Source organism: Candidatus Neomarinimicrobiota bacterium (genome assembly GCA_036476315.1).
Classification (GTDB): domain Bacteria; phylum Fidelibacterota; class Marinisomatia; order Marinisomatales; family S15-B10; genus JAZGBI01.
Genome location: JAZGBI010000100.1, coordinates 1 through 16,246 on the forward strand (window position 1 = coordinate 1; position 16,246 = coordinate 16,246).

Annotated in this window: 10 protein-coding genes; 6 read left to right on the forward strand and 4 right to left on the reverse strand. The window is 50.2% G+C overall.

What is annotated here, in order from left to right:
- The 4 genes from V3U24_10725 to V3U24_10740 all read right to left on the reverse strand — a co-directional run.
- Positions 1–250 (reverse strand): hypothetical protein (locus V3U24_10725; GenBank protein MEE9167917.1); only part of this gene is annotated, 250 nt, incomplete at its 3' end.
- A 54-nt stretch (positions 251–304) separates the two neighbouring features.
- Positions 305–1,561 carry a Gfo/Idh/MocA family oxidoreductase gene (locus V3U24_10730; GenBank protein MEE9167918.1) on the reverse strand — a complete coding sequence of 419 codons (1,257 nt, stop codon included), beginning with the start codon at positions 1,559–1,561 and terminating at the stop codon, positions 305–307.
- A 66-nt stretch (positions 1,562–1,627) separates the two neighbouring features.
- The gene (locus V3U24_10735; protein MEE9167919.1) at positions 1,628–2,830 is read right to left on the reverse strand and encodes an MFS transporter; all 1,203 of its coding nucleotides are present in this window, start codon (positions 2,828–2,830) and stop codon (positions 1,628–1,630) included.
- A 249-nt stretch (positions 2,831–3,079) separates the two neighbouring features.
- The gene (locus V3U24_10740) at positions 3,080–4,777 is read right to left on the reverse strand and encodes a CotH kinase family protein (GenBank protein MEE9167920.1); all 1,698 of its coding nucleotides are present in this window, start codon (positions 4,775–4,777) and stop codon (positions 3,080–3,082) included.
- Between the two features lie 262 nt (positions 4,778–5,039).
- On the opposite strand from V3U24_10740, the gene V3U24_10745 reads away from it, so the two are divergent.
- From V3U24_10745 to V3U24_10770, 6 genes are all read left to right on the forward strand, one after another.
- The gene (locus V3U24_10745) at positions 5,040–6,389 is read left to right on the forward strand and encodes an aminotransferase class I/II-fold pyridoxal phosphate-dependent enzyme (GenBank protein ID MEE9167921.1); all 1,350 of its coding nucleotides are present in this window, start codon (positions 5,040–5,042) and stop codon (positions 6,387–6,389) included.
- Positions 6,390–6,469: 80 nt separating this feature from the next.
- Positions 6,470–7,060 carry a carboxypeptidase-like regulatory domain-containing protein gene (locus V3U24_10750; protein MEE9167922.1) on the forward strand — a complete coding sequence of 197 codons (591 nt, stop codon included), beginning with the start codon at positions 6,470–6,472 and terminating at the stop codon, positions 7,058–7,060.
- A gap of 139 nt (positions 7,061–7,199) precedes the next feature.
- Positions 7,200–9,101: a glycoside hydrolase family 3 N-terminal domain-containing protein gene (locus V3U24_10755; GenBank protein ID MEE9167923.1), complete on the forward strand. Its 1,902-nt coding sequence runs from the start codon at positions 7,200–7,202 to the stop codon at positions 9,099–9,101.
- A 264-nt stretch (positions 9,102–9,365) separates the two neighbouring features.
- On the forward strand, positions 9,366–12,710 hold the full coding sequence (locus V3U24_10760; GenBank protein MEE9167924.1) for a TonB-dependent receptor: 3,345 nt from the start codon (positions 9,366–9,368) through the stop codon (positions 12,708–12,710).
- Positions 12,711–12,771: 61 nt separating this feature from the next.
- A complete protein-coding gene (locus V3U24_10765) occupies positions 12,772–14,973 on the forward strand; it encodes a T9SS type A sorting domain-containing protein (protein MEE9167925.1) in 2,202 nt (733 codons plus the stop codon).
- 60 nt (positions 14,974–15,033) lie between these two features.
- Entirely contained in the window at positions 15,034–16,065 is a 1,032-nt protein-coding gene (locus V3U24_10770; protein ID MEE9167926.1) for a PorV/PorQ family protein, read from the forward strand.
- The last annotated feature ends 181 nt before the right edge of the window (positions 16,066–16,246 follow it).

Here is a 16,246-nt window from a genome sequence, read left to right on the forward strand (position 1 = left end):
CCGGATATACACTGTTGCGCACGAGCGCCGTCAAAACGGTTGAAGGAATACTTAACGGGTACCAATTGACGGGCTTGAACCCCGACGAAGAAATCTTCCCGACATCCTCTTCTACAAGATAGGACGATTGCAGAAACCAGTTTTCCTTTAGAAAATTTTTTTCTGCGCCAATGGACACACTGAAGATGCTGCAGAGCAGTACGCTCAGTTTGAGCATACAGAAGAATGTGTTTGTGTTCCTCTGAATCACTCCATCACTCCCAGAGGTAAAAGATTCCGTCCCGACTGGTCGGGATGGCAATTTTCATTTGCTTGATTCTTGGGGATTCCATTCCCCTTTTGCAACGGCAGGGACAAACGTGTCTAGATCGGGTGGTGGAAATGGGATTATCTTTCCCAGTTCTGCGCTCATGTAGGCGGTCATCAACAGCTCTGTGACGTTGAGACCATCGCTGAAGTTTTCCTCTGGTCTTTTCCCTGCCAGAAATGATTGAACCATGTGGCGGTTTTCTGCAGTGTATCCGTATTCATCCGCTTCATTTCCGACAACGGGCATCAGTCCTATTTCAGCATTCTGTTTTTCGACGAGGTCTTCCCCCGCGCTTCCCTTTACCTTGCGGCTAAAAAAGACCTTCAGACCGGTGTCGAGGGTGTTAATGGACATGGAGTACTCCGGACCGAGCAGTTCCATAGACAGCCGGAGACCTGCCCCAACGAAGCACCAGGACGTGGTCGTTTCAACGACCAGTTTTTCGCCGTCTTCTGATTTGTATTCGATGAGCGAACGGGCAAAATCTTCGGCGGGACTCTTGAGATAGTCTGTTTTTCCACCGCTTTTGACGGAAAGCATCTCTGCATATTCCGGGCGCTGCCATTTCAGGCACGTGGTGTAGGCACTGACCAGCACAGGTGTCAGGAACTCACGGTTGGCACCGGGAGGCGTCAACATAAATCGCGCTTCCTCCACGGAGTGGCACATCATGTCGTTTAAGACACCCCCGCCCTGAAGTTCGCCCTCCCAGAACCACGGCATGTGAGGACCGCTGTGTTCCTCGGCAGCCCGGGAAAGATAGGGAGGACCACTGATGCTTGCGCCCCGAGACCAGATGATTTCCTTACCCCGGGTGACCGCAGGAGCAAATACCTGGTTTTCCAGGTACCCGTCGAGGAGATTGGCCTTCTGCACGAGTTCAAGCATCTTACGAGCCTCAGGCACATTCCTGCCCAATGGCTTTTCACAGGCAACTCCAATTAATTCCCCCTTTCCTCGCTCCACAGCTTGAACAATTTCCTCCATCACCTCAACACGGGTGAAGTTGGGAGAACATATCCAGAGGGCGTCGATGGCAGGGTCTGCCACCATATCGGTGATGGAACCGTATACCTTTGCATCTCCGACATCGACTTTCTTGGAGAGGGCCGCTGCCTCTTCAGCAGACTTTTTCGTCCTGGAAACGATACCCATAACGTCCACATTGCGAACGCCAATGAGAGATTGAATATGAAACCTTGAAACAAAACCGCTGCCTATCAGCCCAACACCTAATCTTCTCTTTACCATAACGCACCTCGCAATTACGCTTTGAGTGAATGCATTACACAACATACCGTAGGAGACATGCGTTCCTTACGTTTCCACTTGCTCTTCTCGGAAGAACAGGAGAAAGGCGACTGCGGAGAGTACCGTAATTCCGCAGGGGACAAGAAATACTCCTGTCCAGTTTGTCCCCATCTCTGTGGTAAAATATGTTTTAATCCAACCGGCGAAAAGGCTTCCGACGTAATTCCCGATTCCGTAGGTGACCAGCGTGATAAGACTCTGGGCTGAATGCCGGATATCGTTCGGTGCCACCGTGTCAGAATAGATAAATGCCGCTACAAAGAAGAAAACGAAGCAGAAACCATGCAGGGACAATGACGCAATCACCAGCCAGGGAGGAGAACCGATGGCAAAAATGATGTATCGAGCTGGCCAGGCTAACACACCAATCACCAGTATTTTCCGGATGCCAAGCTTCGGTAGCCAACGGGGAAGTAGAATTGCCATTACGAGAATTTCGGCGACTTGAGCAATCACCATCACACCCGGAATCTTTGAACTCGAAAGACCTATTTTTTCTGAAGCCAAGAATGGAGCCGTAAGAATGTAATAGAACATCAGTTCGGTGGCTACCACAAATGAAATGATTATGAACACTGCAAAATTCTTATTTTTCAACATCTTGAGGGCTTCAAGAAATGCCCAGGGTTTCGCCCCTTCTTTTTTTGGAGGAGTGTCCGGTAAGGTGAAAGACTGAAGGCCCATAATGATCGAAAAGATTCCAGCCAGGAGCAGAGTGTCTCCCTGAAAGGCAATCGCCTCTGTGGAAGATGAAAGGATTCTCCATCCAGATAATACAAGTCCGGAAACTATCCACCCGATGGTTCCCCATACTCGTATCTGCCCGAATTCTTTCTCCGACTGTTCAAGATTTATGAAAGCTATTGAGTTGGTCAAGGCAAGTGTTGGCGCATAGGTCAGACAGTAGACAAGCATCAGCCACGTCATGAGTACGTAGTCAGAGATGGTCGACACGTAAATGAGCATTGCTCCTCCGGAAAGCTGGAGAAAAGCGATCAGTTTCTGTGAGGAGAAATACCTGTCCGCGATTTGTCCGCCAACAAAGGGTGCAATGATGGTGGCAAGAGGCAGAAGGCTATAGATGACACCTATCTGGATTCCGGTGAAGCCGAGTGTGTTGGTCAAATACTCTGAAAGCACAGGGTACCAGGCACCCCAGATGGCATACTGGAGAAACATCATGATACCCAGTCGAGTTTTCACATTCATCTCTCACCCTCCTTGGTCTTTGATCTATGGGTTAATTGAGTAATGCTCCTCCGCATTTTACATGCTTCGGACAGGGAGTGATTCACGTCTTGTTTGGAGTGAAAATGGTAGCCCTACGGGTACTCTTTCCCTTTTCTGGCCAAGGGCTGTGTCACAAATGCCCGTCAATTCAGGCGACGAAGGTAATAATCCATTGTTTTGATACGGATTCGACCTGGTCTATTGATAAGGAACAACTTAGCCTGGGGCTCATTTTATGAAAACCATCTTGTGGCCAAGAATGAAACCACCGGCATGTAAGGTGTACAGATATACACCTGAACTCACAAAGATACCATCATCATTTGTACCATCCCAAGTGATTCTTCTGTAACCGGGCTGTACTACCTGGTTCACTAACGATCTCACTCTTTTCCCCAATGGATCGTAGATCTTAACAGATACATACAATTCTTCAGGCAGTTCATAATAGATGGTGGTCGTTCGATTGAACGGATTTGGATAATTCTGAAGTAACTGTGCTGAATGTGCCACAGGAGGTTTCCTGTCAGGGATATCTATCAGATGATCGGGAAGGTGATTGTCCATCCACTTCAATCGCGATGTTATCCAATCCCTGAGATAGTGAACCTCGTGCTCGTAAGTTTGACCAATGAAAGCATTTGGCCAAACATAAGTACCGAGAACAGGCCACCGGTCAAAATTCCTTTTCTCTGCTTCCGACAAATACGTTGTCATTGAATCAATGACGCTGAAGAGACGGGTCTCAGAGAGCACATCAAGTCTAAGATTCAGCCACCGATAATTCAGGATACTAATGAAGGTTGTATCCTGACAGATGCGGGACCACCAGAACGGGATTTGTGAGAAATCATAGGGTTGATTAAACTCGAGTTGCCACCCTTCTGTCGATGACCCTTCAAAGTAATTGGCATTACCAAAAGCCAGATTGAAATCCCAGACAGGCCCCATCGTTAGTTTTCCACCTCGACTGTCCCTATCTTTATACATGAAGGTGCTCAATCGATAACCATCGATGTTCTTTGTGACCTCATTAACGATAATGAAATCGACAAAAGAACTCACGTCGATTATGTTTGCGTATCCGGACTGTGGTTCGGCGTAGTTCTCGCTGGCCATAGTGTTTTCGAAATGGCCGATAAAGTCCTGAATATAGCGTTCCTGTTCTGGTGTGATTTCATCTGGCTTCGGGTAGTGATACTGATAGTAGATTCGTTGCCAGGCATTAGGATAAGGATGATATGGTGAATACCAACCGCCAACGTTTTCTCCGGCCAGTTTATCGATCTTAAGTATATACCCTCCCGTTAATTCGCTGCCCCCAACATTTTCGGTTTCAAGTCTGGCGATATTCACCCGATTTGAATCGCGTTTGATTTTCTCCATCAGAACATATACGCCCCTATAGTCACCGTTTAACATCAATTCACAGAAGAGACTTCGACTGGCGTACCGGTCCATTCTGCGGCTGATTTCGTAAGTTAAAGCGTTACGTATTAGAGACTTATCGCTGTAGGGTGCATACAAAATCCAGTCATTTTCAGGAGGCAATCCCAGTAGTGATACATTTAGATTGTCGCCATTTTCATCCTGTGTTTCCAAAGCATATTGTTTCTTTGGGAACATCTGTGCACTGGAGCCACGGATTTCAATGTTGATCTGACCGTCATAGTCGTTATAGGAGTCGGTCAGGTAGTTTCTCTGTCCCGGTCCATTATCGATAACGCCCATATGGGCGACAATTCTAGTTTCATCGACGATATCTTGTCCGTATGTATTAATAATGACGATTGGCAGATTGGAGGAAACAAAGAAGCTGTCTTGGTCTTTTGCATGGGAAAGCACCGCTGGCAAAAGAATAATAAGAATTATCTTAGAAAGAGAATACTGGCCAACTGACACCCGCACATTCGAATTTACATACATATAGCTTTCATAATGACAATTGGATTGTTTCAAGCCGGATGTCGCAGTAACAGGTGGTGGTTGCAAAAGCTTGACCATCCACGAATGATGTTGTGAACGCAATTAACGGAATATTTACCATAGCTGTTGTATTTTCCGGATAGATTTCACGCTGATGAGCTAACGTGATACCAAAGACTTGAGCACCCCAGTCATGTTTACCCGAATTAAGAAAACTTCGATGCGATATAACACTTAACAATTTTGATAAAGAGGAGCTGTCATGGGAAAAAGAACGTTCACTAGACGCCAGGTTCTCGCGACCACGTCTCTGGGAGCACTTGCAACTATTACAAATTGGCCATTCAAATCCATCTTCATAACAGGGAAAGACAACAGCAAACTTGCTATACTCGGCGGCAAGCCAGTTCGCACTGAACGTTGGCCGAAATGGCCGATTTGGGACCGGAAGGCAGAAAACGACATTATCGACGTGTTGCGCAGCGGTAAGTGGTGGCGAGGCAGTGGTGGCCACGTGGTCGAATTTGAAAAGCAATATGCCGAACTTTTGGGTGCGAAACGTTGTCTGACAACTGCCAGTGGGACGACAGCCCTTCTTGTGGCGCTGCACGTGCTTGGCGTGGATGCCGGCGATGAGGTGTTGGTTTCACCCTATACGTTCATTGCCAGTTACAACGTCATCCTCCTCTCTAAAGCCCTGCCGGTATTTGTGGATACCGATCCGGAAACATTTACCATGGACGCAGACAAAATTGAGGAGCGAATCAACGACCGCACTACCGCCATCCTCCCGGTACACATTTATGGTCTACCTGTCAACATGGACCGGGTAAACGAAATCGCCAGAAAACACAACCTAAGAGTAATCGAAGATGCCTGCCAGGCCTGGCTTGCAGAGTATCGAAACAAGAAGGTGGGTACGCTTGGTGATCTCGGCTGCTTCAGTTTCCAAAATTCCAAACACCTCCCTACAGGGGAAGGAGGGGCCATAGTCGGCGATGATGGCGAGATTATGGACCGCTGTCATTCATTCCACAACTGCGGCCGGCCTTTTGGCAGTGTCAAGGCCACCACGCCATACCCAACGCGCGGGAGTAACCGCCGGATGCAACAGTTCCAGGCTGTTATGCTCATGTCACAGATGAAACGTATCCAAAAGGATGCTGACCTTCGTCTCGAAAACGCCCTCTATGTGAACTCGAAAATCGAGGAAATACCTGGCATCATTCCTTACAAACTGGCAGATGGCGCTACCCGCTCAGCCTATCATTATTACCCGTTCCGGTACAAGAAGGAGTTTTTCAACAACGCGCCGAGAAAGAAATTCCTGGAAGCCCTGAACGCCGAGGGCATCCCCTGCTGGGGCGGCTATGGACCGCAAAACAAATACGGATTAATCCAGGAGGCATTGAACTCGAGAGGGTATAAAAGGTTGTTCTCAGAGGAAAGGCTCCGGCGCTTTCGAAAAGAGAACCATCTGCCTGGGAATGACCAGCTCTGTCAGGAGGCTGTCTGCTTCGAGCAAAACATGTTACTTGGCAACAAGCGCGACATGGATGATATTGCGACCGCCATTTTGAAGATCTACCAAAACCGGGATAAGCTGGTGTAGATTTTATGCTAAATCTGAATGTGGTGACACTGTCTATTTTGCGAGGTTTAGTCTGAGTGATAAGAAATGCAAAAACTGGCGTGGTTGTAGAATTCGGAATACTGTTTCTTGTGTTCGCTTTTGTTTTGCCCACAACACCAGCACTGGTGCAGATGGGTAAGATCACAGGCCAGCTCACGAGCGCAGCTACCAGAAAGCCTCTTCCAGGAGCTAACGTCTTACTCGTGGGAACTGACCTGGGCACAACGACAGACCAAGAAGGATACTACAGGATCACCCGTGTGCCGCCTGGTAGCTACGATATACAGATTACATTCGTAGGATACACACGGACCATTGTAGAGGACGTAAAGGTCAATATTTATCTAACAACAACCATTAATTTCAATTTGAAGCTGGAGGTGTTGGAGGGGCAAGAAGTGACGATTACAACGGCTCAGCCGGTCGTACAGATGGATGTTGCTGCACACCTGACAAACTTGGACGCCAAAGAAGTTGAGAATCTGCCCATTGCGACTATCGAAGACGGCGTCCGCCTGCGGGCGGGGAGTGTAAACCATGTCTGCAAAGAGGTCATGCAAATTGAAAAAACAGATGGACAAGGAAAGACGCTATCGATAATATCGTGCAGATGGGAGATTTCCTGGGTACCGGGAATCCAACCTGAATAATTCGCCACCAAGAACACCAAGGATGAGGTGTTTAAGTATTAAGGAGACAAGTTGCAGAACACTCAAACACATGAACAGTCGAACACCTGAACACATGAAGACTCGAGAACTCAAGCTGAATTAAGAAAGGAGTAAGGAGATGATCAGGAGGAAATATTCAAAGACTTTGAGTTATCGCCTCTCACTGGTGGCCTTTCTGTTGCTTCTCACTCTTCCAAATTGTGCAGAAAAGCCACCTCAGGTATCGCCAGATTTTGAGGATCTGGATGAAGCCCTTTATGGAGACGCCAGCAGGCCGGCTGATGAACGAATTGACGATCTGCTGAGTCGAATGACCTTGGACGAAAAAGTGGGCCAGATGACACAGGTGGGCCGACAATTTCTCAACGACGAGGAGGATATCGGAATCTATTTCCTAGGCTCTCTACTCAGCGGTGGAGGCTCAACTCCGGAGGTCAATGAGCCAGCGGCTTGGGCAGAAATGTACGATCGATTCCAGGGTGCTGCCCTTTCAACCCGCTTGGGAATTCCCCTTATTTACGGAATAGATGCGGTTCACGGTAATAACAACGTCCGAGGTGCAACTATTTTTCCTCACAATATCGGTCTCGGGTGCGCAAACAATCCGGATCTGGTCAGGAGAGTGGCCAGAGCGACGGCTTTGGAAGTGGCGGCGACCGGAGTCGACTGGACATTCGGTCCCTGTATTGCTGTGCCGCGGGATGAACGGTGGGGGAGAACATATGAAGGTTTTGCCGAGGAACCTCAAATCGTATCCCGCCTTGCCGAAGCAGCCGTCTTGGGTCTTCAATCGGACCAGTTGGACAACCCCTCGACCATTCTGGCCTGCGCAAAACACTTCGTTGGTGATGGTGGAACGACGTGGGGAACAGGAATGGATGGTAAGTCGGATCGTGGCGATGCGCAAATCTCCGAGGAAGAGCTCAGAAGGATACATCTGCCGGGGTATGTGGCGGCGATAGAAGCAGGCGTTGGTTCCATCATGGCATCGTTCAATAGCTGGAATGGCGAAAGATGTCATGGAAGTAGGTACCTGTTAACTGACCTGCTGAAAGGCGAACTTGGATTCGAGGGGTTTGTTGTATCCGATTGGGAAGGAATTGATCAGCTGGAAGGTGACTACAAGTCGAATATCGTTACTTCCATTAATGCTGGAATTGATATGGTGATGGTTCCGGGTGCCGTCAAATGGGGTGGTCAATCGTATGTGGATTTCATAAAGTTGTTGAAGGAAGCCGTTGCAGAGGGGTCCATACCGACGGATCGGGTGGATGATGCGGTCAGGCGAATTTTGCGTCTGAAATTCAAGATGGGACTGTTTGAAGCTCCCTTCTCGGATAGTTCTCTTCTTGGTTCGGTTGGGAGTGACGAACACCGCGCGCTGGCCCGGGAAAGCGTTCGGGAATCCATTGTCTTACTGAAAAATGATGACGGTTTGTTACCCTTGTCCAAAGATCTAAACCGAATACATGTTGCCGGAAAGAATGCGAATGATCTGGGACATCAATGCGGCGGGTGGACCATTTCCTGGCAGGGAGATAGCGGTCGAATTACGGAAGGGACGACGGTCATTGAAGGCATTCAACAAATCGTCTCAGCAACAACTACGGTCACATTTTCTGAAGATGGGAGCGGGGCGGAAGGGGCCGATGCAGGTGTCGTCGTTATCGGCGAAACTCCTTATGCGGAAGGGGAAGGTGACAGAGAAGATCTCTCTCTGGATCAGAGAGACATTGATGCTATAGAGAGGGTTAAAGGTGCGGGAATTCCCGTTGTTGTCATCATCATTTCCGGCAGACCGTTAATCATTGAAGCGGAGTTGGATAACTGGGAAGCTCTTATTGCAGCCTGGCTACCGGGAACGGAGGGTCAAGGGGTAGCCGATGTCTTATTTGGTGACTACGATCCTACGGGCAAGCTGTCCATTTCGTGGCCGCGAACGATGTCACAAATCCCCATCAATATAGGTGACGAAGATTATGATCCTCTGTTCGAATTCGGATTTGGATTGGCTTTTTGAACCAACAAAATCTTCTTGACATTGGGGTGAGAAATAGTCAAAATTGTCGCGTTAAGGTTGGGATGAAGCTAGTGTATCAGTGGCCAAATACTTAATGGACTTTCCAGTAAAACATAATGTCTACTGGTTTGGCTCTAGTCGGCATGTATGTTGACTTAAAAAGGTGGCCCCATTTGTTGGGGGCACCTTTTTCTTTATTAATTGAAAACCAAGATTTGAACGAATAATGACACATTATCAGGCATACATCGGAGGCAACAGACAATGAAAAGATTTAGGAGCTTCAGTTTGACAACTCGCGCGGTTGGGATTGTTTTGACCGTTTTGGTCTTAGTTTCGGGTAGCTTGTGGGGAGTGACAACAGGCAAGCTCGCTGGGCGCGTGCTCGTCGCCGAAACCGGAGAGCCACTTGCCGGTGTCGATGTCGTTGTTGTTGGTACTGTTCTGGGTGCGGCAACTGATGCTGACGGAAACTACACAATTCTCAATGTCCCTCCCGGTACCTACTCCTTGCGAGCCTCCTACATAGGCTACGCCCAGACGACAGTTGAAGGCGTGAAGGTCAATCTTAATCTAACCACGACGGTTGATTACGGTCTGCAGGTGGAGGCGGTAGCTGGGGAAGAGGTTACGGTTGTGGCAGAGCGGCCGATCGTGCAGCCCGATATCTCAGCAAACATAGCCAATGTGAGTGCAGAAGATATTGAGTTTGTTCCTATAGCGGGCATCACAGAGTTCATCAATCTTCAGGCTGGTATTGAGCCGGGTATGAGAATCCGAGGCGCCGGGACCGATAACCTGGCCTTCGTTGTCGATGGAGCGTCTATGCGTGATGCCCGGAGTAATCGTCCCTTTTCCAACGTCAGTTATACCGCTATTGATGAGGTACAGATCCAGACAGGCGGATTCAGCGCCGAGTACGGTAATGTACAATCCGGGCTGATTAACGTGGTCACAAAAGACCCACCGCGTAACCGCTATATCGCAGATGTACTCTTGCGCTACACTCCAGCCCAGCCGATGAGTTTTGGGGGCACGGCAAAGGACGACAATGCTTACTACTGGCGCCCATACACCGACCCTGATGTGATGCTAGTGGGAACGGAAAACGGTCCCTGGGATACGTATACCCAGCGGCAATATCCTAAATTTGACGGATGGACCTCCTTCGCTGAGGGCAGTCCCCTGACAGCCGAGCAGCTCCAAGAGGTATTTGCGTGGCACACCCGGAAGAGCGTCGAGATTGAAGAACCCGAATATGATATTGATGCGACACTCGGTGGCCCGTTAGTTCCAGGACTTGGCGGATCGCTTGGGGGGCTCCGTTTCCTGGCATCCTATCGACAGACCCAGGATCCTTACCTCTTTCCACAGGCACGCAAGGTGGCAACGACTAACACTGCCCAACTCAAGTTGCTCGCTGATCTCGGACCCAGCATGAAGCTTACACTTTCAGCCCTTCGGGGGGAGGAGAGCGGCACGGCCCATGCGGCCTTTGCCACCGTAGAAAATGAGCTGCCCCAGGAGGGTGGCATTCCCTCGTATCCCTGGAGCCTGGGGGGCCAGATCGGGGAAGAAGAAGCTGGCAACAATATGTATAGTGAGCCTGGCGGTCATGTGGCCAGGAGCACGATTTTTGGCACTGACCGGTACGCCATTACCGATGTTACGCGCGCACAGTTCGGGGCATCGTTCACCCATGCTCTGAACTCAAGGACATTCTATCAGATCAGGTTGAACCGTATGGTATCCAACTACGATTCCCATCCGGACTCCCGGCGGGATGAACTGGAGTCGGTCGGCGAAGACAATGGAAATGCTCTCAAATCTTTTCAGATCTATGATAGTTCAGGCGTTGCGATTCCCGACAGTTTTTACTACCTCGATTCGGCGCCGTTCGGCTGGACCTCCAGCGGGACGAGCAATCCGGGGAGCGCCTTACGCCTGGGTGGTCACTGGGCCCGCGCCCGTGACACATCCGTTGTGGCGGTTACGACAATCAAGTTCGATCTCACCAACCAAATCAACAGCTTCAACGAGCTTCAGTCCGGCTTGGAGTTGATCCTTTACGACTTCGATATGAATTACGGATCGGATGACTCAGTCATTGTCCATATTGATCGGTCGAAGCAGCGTTGGGAGAGGAACACCACCCAGTTTGCTCTCTACGTACAGGATAAGCTGGAATTCAAAGGCATGATCGCCAATGTGGGACTGCGTCTGGACTACTACAATCCTGGCAAGGATTGGTGGAAATATGATGCTTTTGAACGGGTCTTCAATTCCAAAGGACGGGATACCAGGGATGATGAGCTGGAGAAGGAAGATACGGACAAGCAAACCGCGTTGAGTCCCCGCATCGGTGTCTCTTTCCCCATTACGGTCAACAGCAAGTTGTTCTTTAATTACGGGCACTTCCGTGATATCTTGGTGCAGCGGGAACAGTTCCAGATTTCCACCCAGTGGCAGGGGAATATTGGTAACATCGGCAATCCCAATCACCCGCTCAAGAAAACCGTGTCTTATGAGCTGGGCTACGAGCAGAACCTTCTCGACCAGTACCTGCTGAGATTGTCGGGGTACTACAATGATCGCAGCAATCTGCCCGAAGATGTCTATCGCCAAAGCATTGATGGGGAAGTGCACTATGTTGTGAGTCAGCCCAGGCATTATGGGGATGTCAGGGGTCTGGAAATCACGCTCAACAAAATCAGGGGTCGGTGGTTCCGCGGGTTCGTTAATTACACTTACATGGTTGAAAAGGAAGGTAATTTTGGCTTGCTGGCACAGTTTGAAAACGACGTCACGCAGCTGGACTATGAAAGGACTACCGAGGAGCATTACCAGCAGAAACCGATTGCACAACCTTTCGCCCGCGCTGACCTGGAGTTTATCTTGCCGGCGACCTTCGGACCCAGATTGATCGGGACACATCTCCTGGGCGACTGGCATTTGAATGTTCTGTCCAGTTGGCGAGCTGGCGATGTTTTCACCTGGGGCGGCAGAGGTGGTGTTCCCCCCGGCCTACGTGATAATGTCCGGATGAGGGATTTTATGTCCGTCGATCTCCGGTTCAGCAAGAATTTCGACCTCGGTTTGGGTCGGACCCAGTTCTTCGTCGACGTAGCCAATGTCTTCAATCTCAAGTACATGTATTTTCATCCAGACAACCGGCAGCCGTTTGAAGGCCTGGATGACGAGCTCCTGGACTACAGCCAATATATGGAATCGCTCCATCTTTCGAAGGATGTGTTTGAAGACATAGATAACGTGCCCTATATCTTCATCGATGGTGATGACCGGCCCGGCGACTACCGCAATGCGGGGGTAGCCTTTGTGCCTATCGAGATCACCGCGGACAAGGATAATCTCCCCACTTTTGACTATTTAGAGCCAGACCGCAGGGTGCTCGGCTGGGTGGAAGGAGATAAAACAGGGGAAGGTACCTATTACGAGTACAATAAGAATACGGATACCTGGGAGACTGCGAGCTCCAGCTTCGTGGATCAAGTACTCGATGACAAGGCGTACATCGATATGCCGAATGAGACCTACCGGACTTTCCTCAATCCGCGGAAAATCCTCTTCGGAATCAGGGTTTCGTTCTGAAATTGACGCTGGTAAATAGCCATTAGCATTATGTACTAACTTTCAAAAAAGGAGCAAAAGCATGAATGTGACCGATCATCACTTCTTTCATCCTGCCACTCGGCAGGTCCACGGTCGAGCCCTCTCTGCCCTTTTCGTAGTACTTCTTATGTTCGGGGGTGTGGACAGGTTGCAGGCTCAGTTCTCGTTTAAATGGATGAATGTGGGTTCCATGTCATCGCCTTACTCCGAAGCAGGCGCTGTGAGGGAGGAGGAACCCCCTGGCGTGACCAACGCGCCCGTCCAATGGCCCGCCATTGACTTGGAACCGGGCAATACGAGGGCTGGTGGGCTTTGGGTAGCTGCCACCAACTTCACGGACGAGGACGGTAGAACTTATCCCGTAAAGGTTGCCCATGTGGGGCCTCGTTCAGGTGGAGAGGTCCAATTCTTTCCAAAGAGTATAGAGGTGAACAGTCGTTTCGAGGCGCCTGAGGTAACCGTGGATGGCGCCAGGTCCTTCCGAAGGTATGTCTTCGTTGACAATGTCGATGCGACGATGAAGCCTGATCGAACTATAGTCAACATGAATACGAACCGGCTAGGGGTTGATATGGAGCAGACGATCAGTGCCTTCAGCCAGGAATTTCACGACAACTATCATATCATCGAATACAAGTTCACCAACACAGGCATCGTGGATAGTGATCAGTCCATTGAGGTCGAGCAAACCCTGAATGGATTCTACGTCATGTTCATTTCTCGCTATGCCATCCATGCCGGTTCGAGTTGGACGAGGGGCGGCGGTGCTCCATGGGGCAAGTTTACGATGAACGATGCCGTGGGCGATGGCCATGAGGACTACGATGTGGATTTCAGGGCCCAGTTCGTCTGGGCGGGTCTTAATCCTGATCAAACAGCTTTCAACACATTGGGCGGCCCACAATGGAATTCGACTGACTGGTCGGCAGCGGATGACACTCTTGGGCGGCTGGCTGCTGCGCAGATGGTGGGCCGGGTCACGATCCATGCGGATAAATCGGTGACGGACCGCAGTGATGATCCCGGTCAACCTTCGACGATGGGTGTCATAGGCAGCGACGATCCGGATTTAGTGGATGACGAATTCGACGAAAATTTGATGATTCGGCAGTACGACTGGATGACAGGGGTCAAGTCAGCCAGTTTTTCCCAGACGGACCCGCTGGGCGGGGAACCTGACGGCCGCCTATGGCCGCATCATGCCAACCAGATAGAACCGGATGATGATGGGGGCTATACTCTGGGAGAGAATTTTACCACGCCCACGAACAACCCTTCCTCTTTCCAGGGGGTATCCGATGAAGGTGGTTGGGGGATTATCGAAGGGTACGGCCCGTATACCCTGGCACATGATGAGAGTATTAACCTCATGGTGGCCGAAGCGGCAGCTGGTCTTAGCAAAGAAGCCAAGCTGGACATAGGGCAGGCCTATAAGCAATCAGGCGCTGACGATACTGCGCTCATCGAATGGCCCGAAGGGAGCGGTGTCGAAATGACTAAGAATGAATGGGCTATGACAGCCAGGGACTCACTCTTCCAGACGTTTGAGCGGGCCATCGCCAACTACGAAGCTGACTTCGACATTCCCTCTCCACCCTTTCCACCTAAGTCCTTCACGGTTACCTCCGGAACGGACGCGATCACGTTGGCATGGGAAATGTTTGGCTCGGGACCGACCGTAACCGGCTTCGAGATCTGGCGCGTTGCAAAGCGGTACACGGATGACAATAGTTATGAACAGGTTGCAACTTTGGGTGCCGCTGCAGACTCGTACAGTGATACTGAGGTGGTTCGGGGTATCAACTACTATTATTACATCCAAGCAATAGGAGAGACCAATGATGATGATACGGGCCTGACTCCCACCGGGGTTGCCTTGAAGAGTGGCCGGTACTACACGCAAACGTACCTGCCAGCCAATCTGAAGCGCGAAGCCGGAGCGCTGTCGGATATCCACATCGTGCCAAACCCATTCAACCTGGGGTCAGATGAGGACATTCGATGGCCGGATAAGCAGGACAAACTCGGCTTTCTCGACATCCCCGGGCAGTGCACGATCTCGATCTACTCCCAGCTGGGTGAACTGATTGAGACGATTGAACACACGGACGGTAGCGGGGATGAATTCTGGGATCACACGACGTCCTCGAGGCAGGTGATCGCCAGCGGTGTCTACATCGCAGTCATTGAGGATAAAGATACTGGCAAGACAGCAATCAAGAAATTCGTTGTCATTCGTTGAGATGAGTACGCCGGGACAATTTTTCACTTAATAGTGACCCAATAAAGTAAAGGTGACATTATGAAGAAATTCAGTCTTCCCACCATGTTCACGTTAACCTTGGTCATCGTTGGACTCATGGTATCCAGCGCGTTCAGCCAGGAGGACGAACAAGAGAAGCGGGCTCAGACCGGCATGAAGTTCTTGAGTTTCTCCGTCGATGCTCGTGCAGCCGCCCTGGGCAACGCGATGACGGCAGACGATCAGGGATCGGCCGCATCCATGTTCTACAACCCTGCCAGCATGGCACGGTTGAACAGCACCGTGGGTGTGGTATTAGGGATGACCCAGTGGATCGCGGATATCAATTACAACGCTGCCGGCGTGACCTTTCGGCCCAGCGGTGGACTCTATGGCGTTTTCGGGCTCTCGCTTCTTTCTGTGGACTATGGTGATATTACGGAAACAATACGGTCCGACGTTGAAGCCGGGTACGAAGATGTTGGAACGTTTAGCCCCTCCGCGCTTGCCATAGGCGTGGGGTACGCTCATGCACTCACGGATCAATTCTCAGTGGGCGGTAACGTAAAGTACGTGAAGGAGGATCTTGGGAAGAGTGTGATGCGTTTTGATGATAATGATAATCTGGAGAGAGAAGACAACATCCAGAGTACTGTGGCGTTCGATTTCGGTGTTCTCTATCATACGGGGTTCCGGAGCCTGAATTTTGCCATGAGTGCCCGGAACTTCTCGCGGGATCTCACCTATGCCGAGGAGACTTTTGAATTGCCGCTCTCTTTCCGAATAGGTATAGGTATGGACTTGATTGACTTTACCGGCATGGATCGGGACATGCATTCGTTTCTACTTTCCATCGATACTGAACGTCCCCGGGACTTTGATGAGATGATCAGGGTGGGAGGGGAATACTTATTCATGAATACCCTGGCTGTCCGAGGAGGGTACGCTTTCCCAACGGATGAGCAAGGTATAAATTTTGGTGTAGGAGTACAGAGGGGCTTCGGAAACCTGGGGCTCCATATTGACTATGCCTATACGCAATTTGGCGTATTCGACAACGTAAACCGCGTTGCACTTCAGCTCTCATTCTAGCCGGGCTGGCTCCACACTTCGCCCGCTACCATTAAGACAACTGCAGTCCCTGAAAGCCAATTCAGGGACTGTTTTTTTTCAGGGATTGAAAGGAGTAATGATGGACCGGTCAAGAACGGTCTCTGCCTCCCTTCTATTAATCATTGTGACAGGACTTTTCTGGTTCGGGTGTACGGGGCCA

Coding starts and splice junctions, on each gene's coding strand:
- V3U24_10760 (MEE9167924.1), top strand. CDS start 9,366: ATGAAAAGATTTAGGAGCTTCAGTTTGACAACTCGCGCGGTTGGGATT.
- V3U24_10765 (MEE9167925.1), top strand. CDS start 12,772: ATGAATGTGACCGATCATCACTTCTTTCATCCTGCCACTCGGCAGGTC.
- V3U24_10735 (MEE9167919.1), bottom strand. CDS start 2,830: ATGAATGTGAAAACTCGACTGGGTATCATGATGTTTCTCCAGTATGCC.
- V3U24_10755 (MEE9167923.1), top strand. CDS start 7,200: ATGATCAGGAGGAAATATTCAAAGACTTTGAGTTATCGCCTCTCACTG.
- V3U24_10730 (MEE9167918.1), bottom strand. CDS start 1,561: ATGGTAAAGAGAAGATTAGGTGTTGGGCTGATAGGCAGCGGTTTTGTT.
- V3U24_10745 (MEE9167921.1), top strand. CDS start 5,040: ATGGGAAAAAGAACGTTCACTAGACGCCAGGTTCTCGCGACCACGTCT.
- V3U24_10770 (MEE9167926.1), top strand. CDS start 15,034: ATGAAGAAATTCAGTCTTCCCACCATGTTCACGTTAACCTTGGTCATC.
- V3U24_10740 (MEE9167920.1), bottom strand. CDS start 4,777: ATGTATGTAAATTCGAATGTGCGGGTGTCAGTTGGCCAGTATTCTCTT.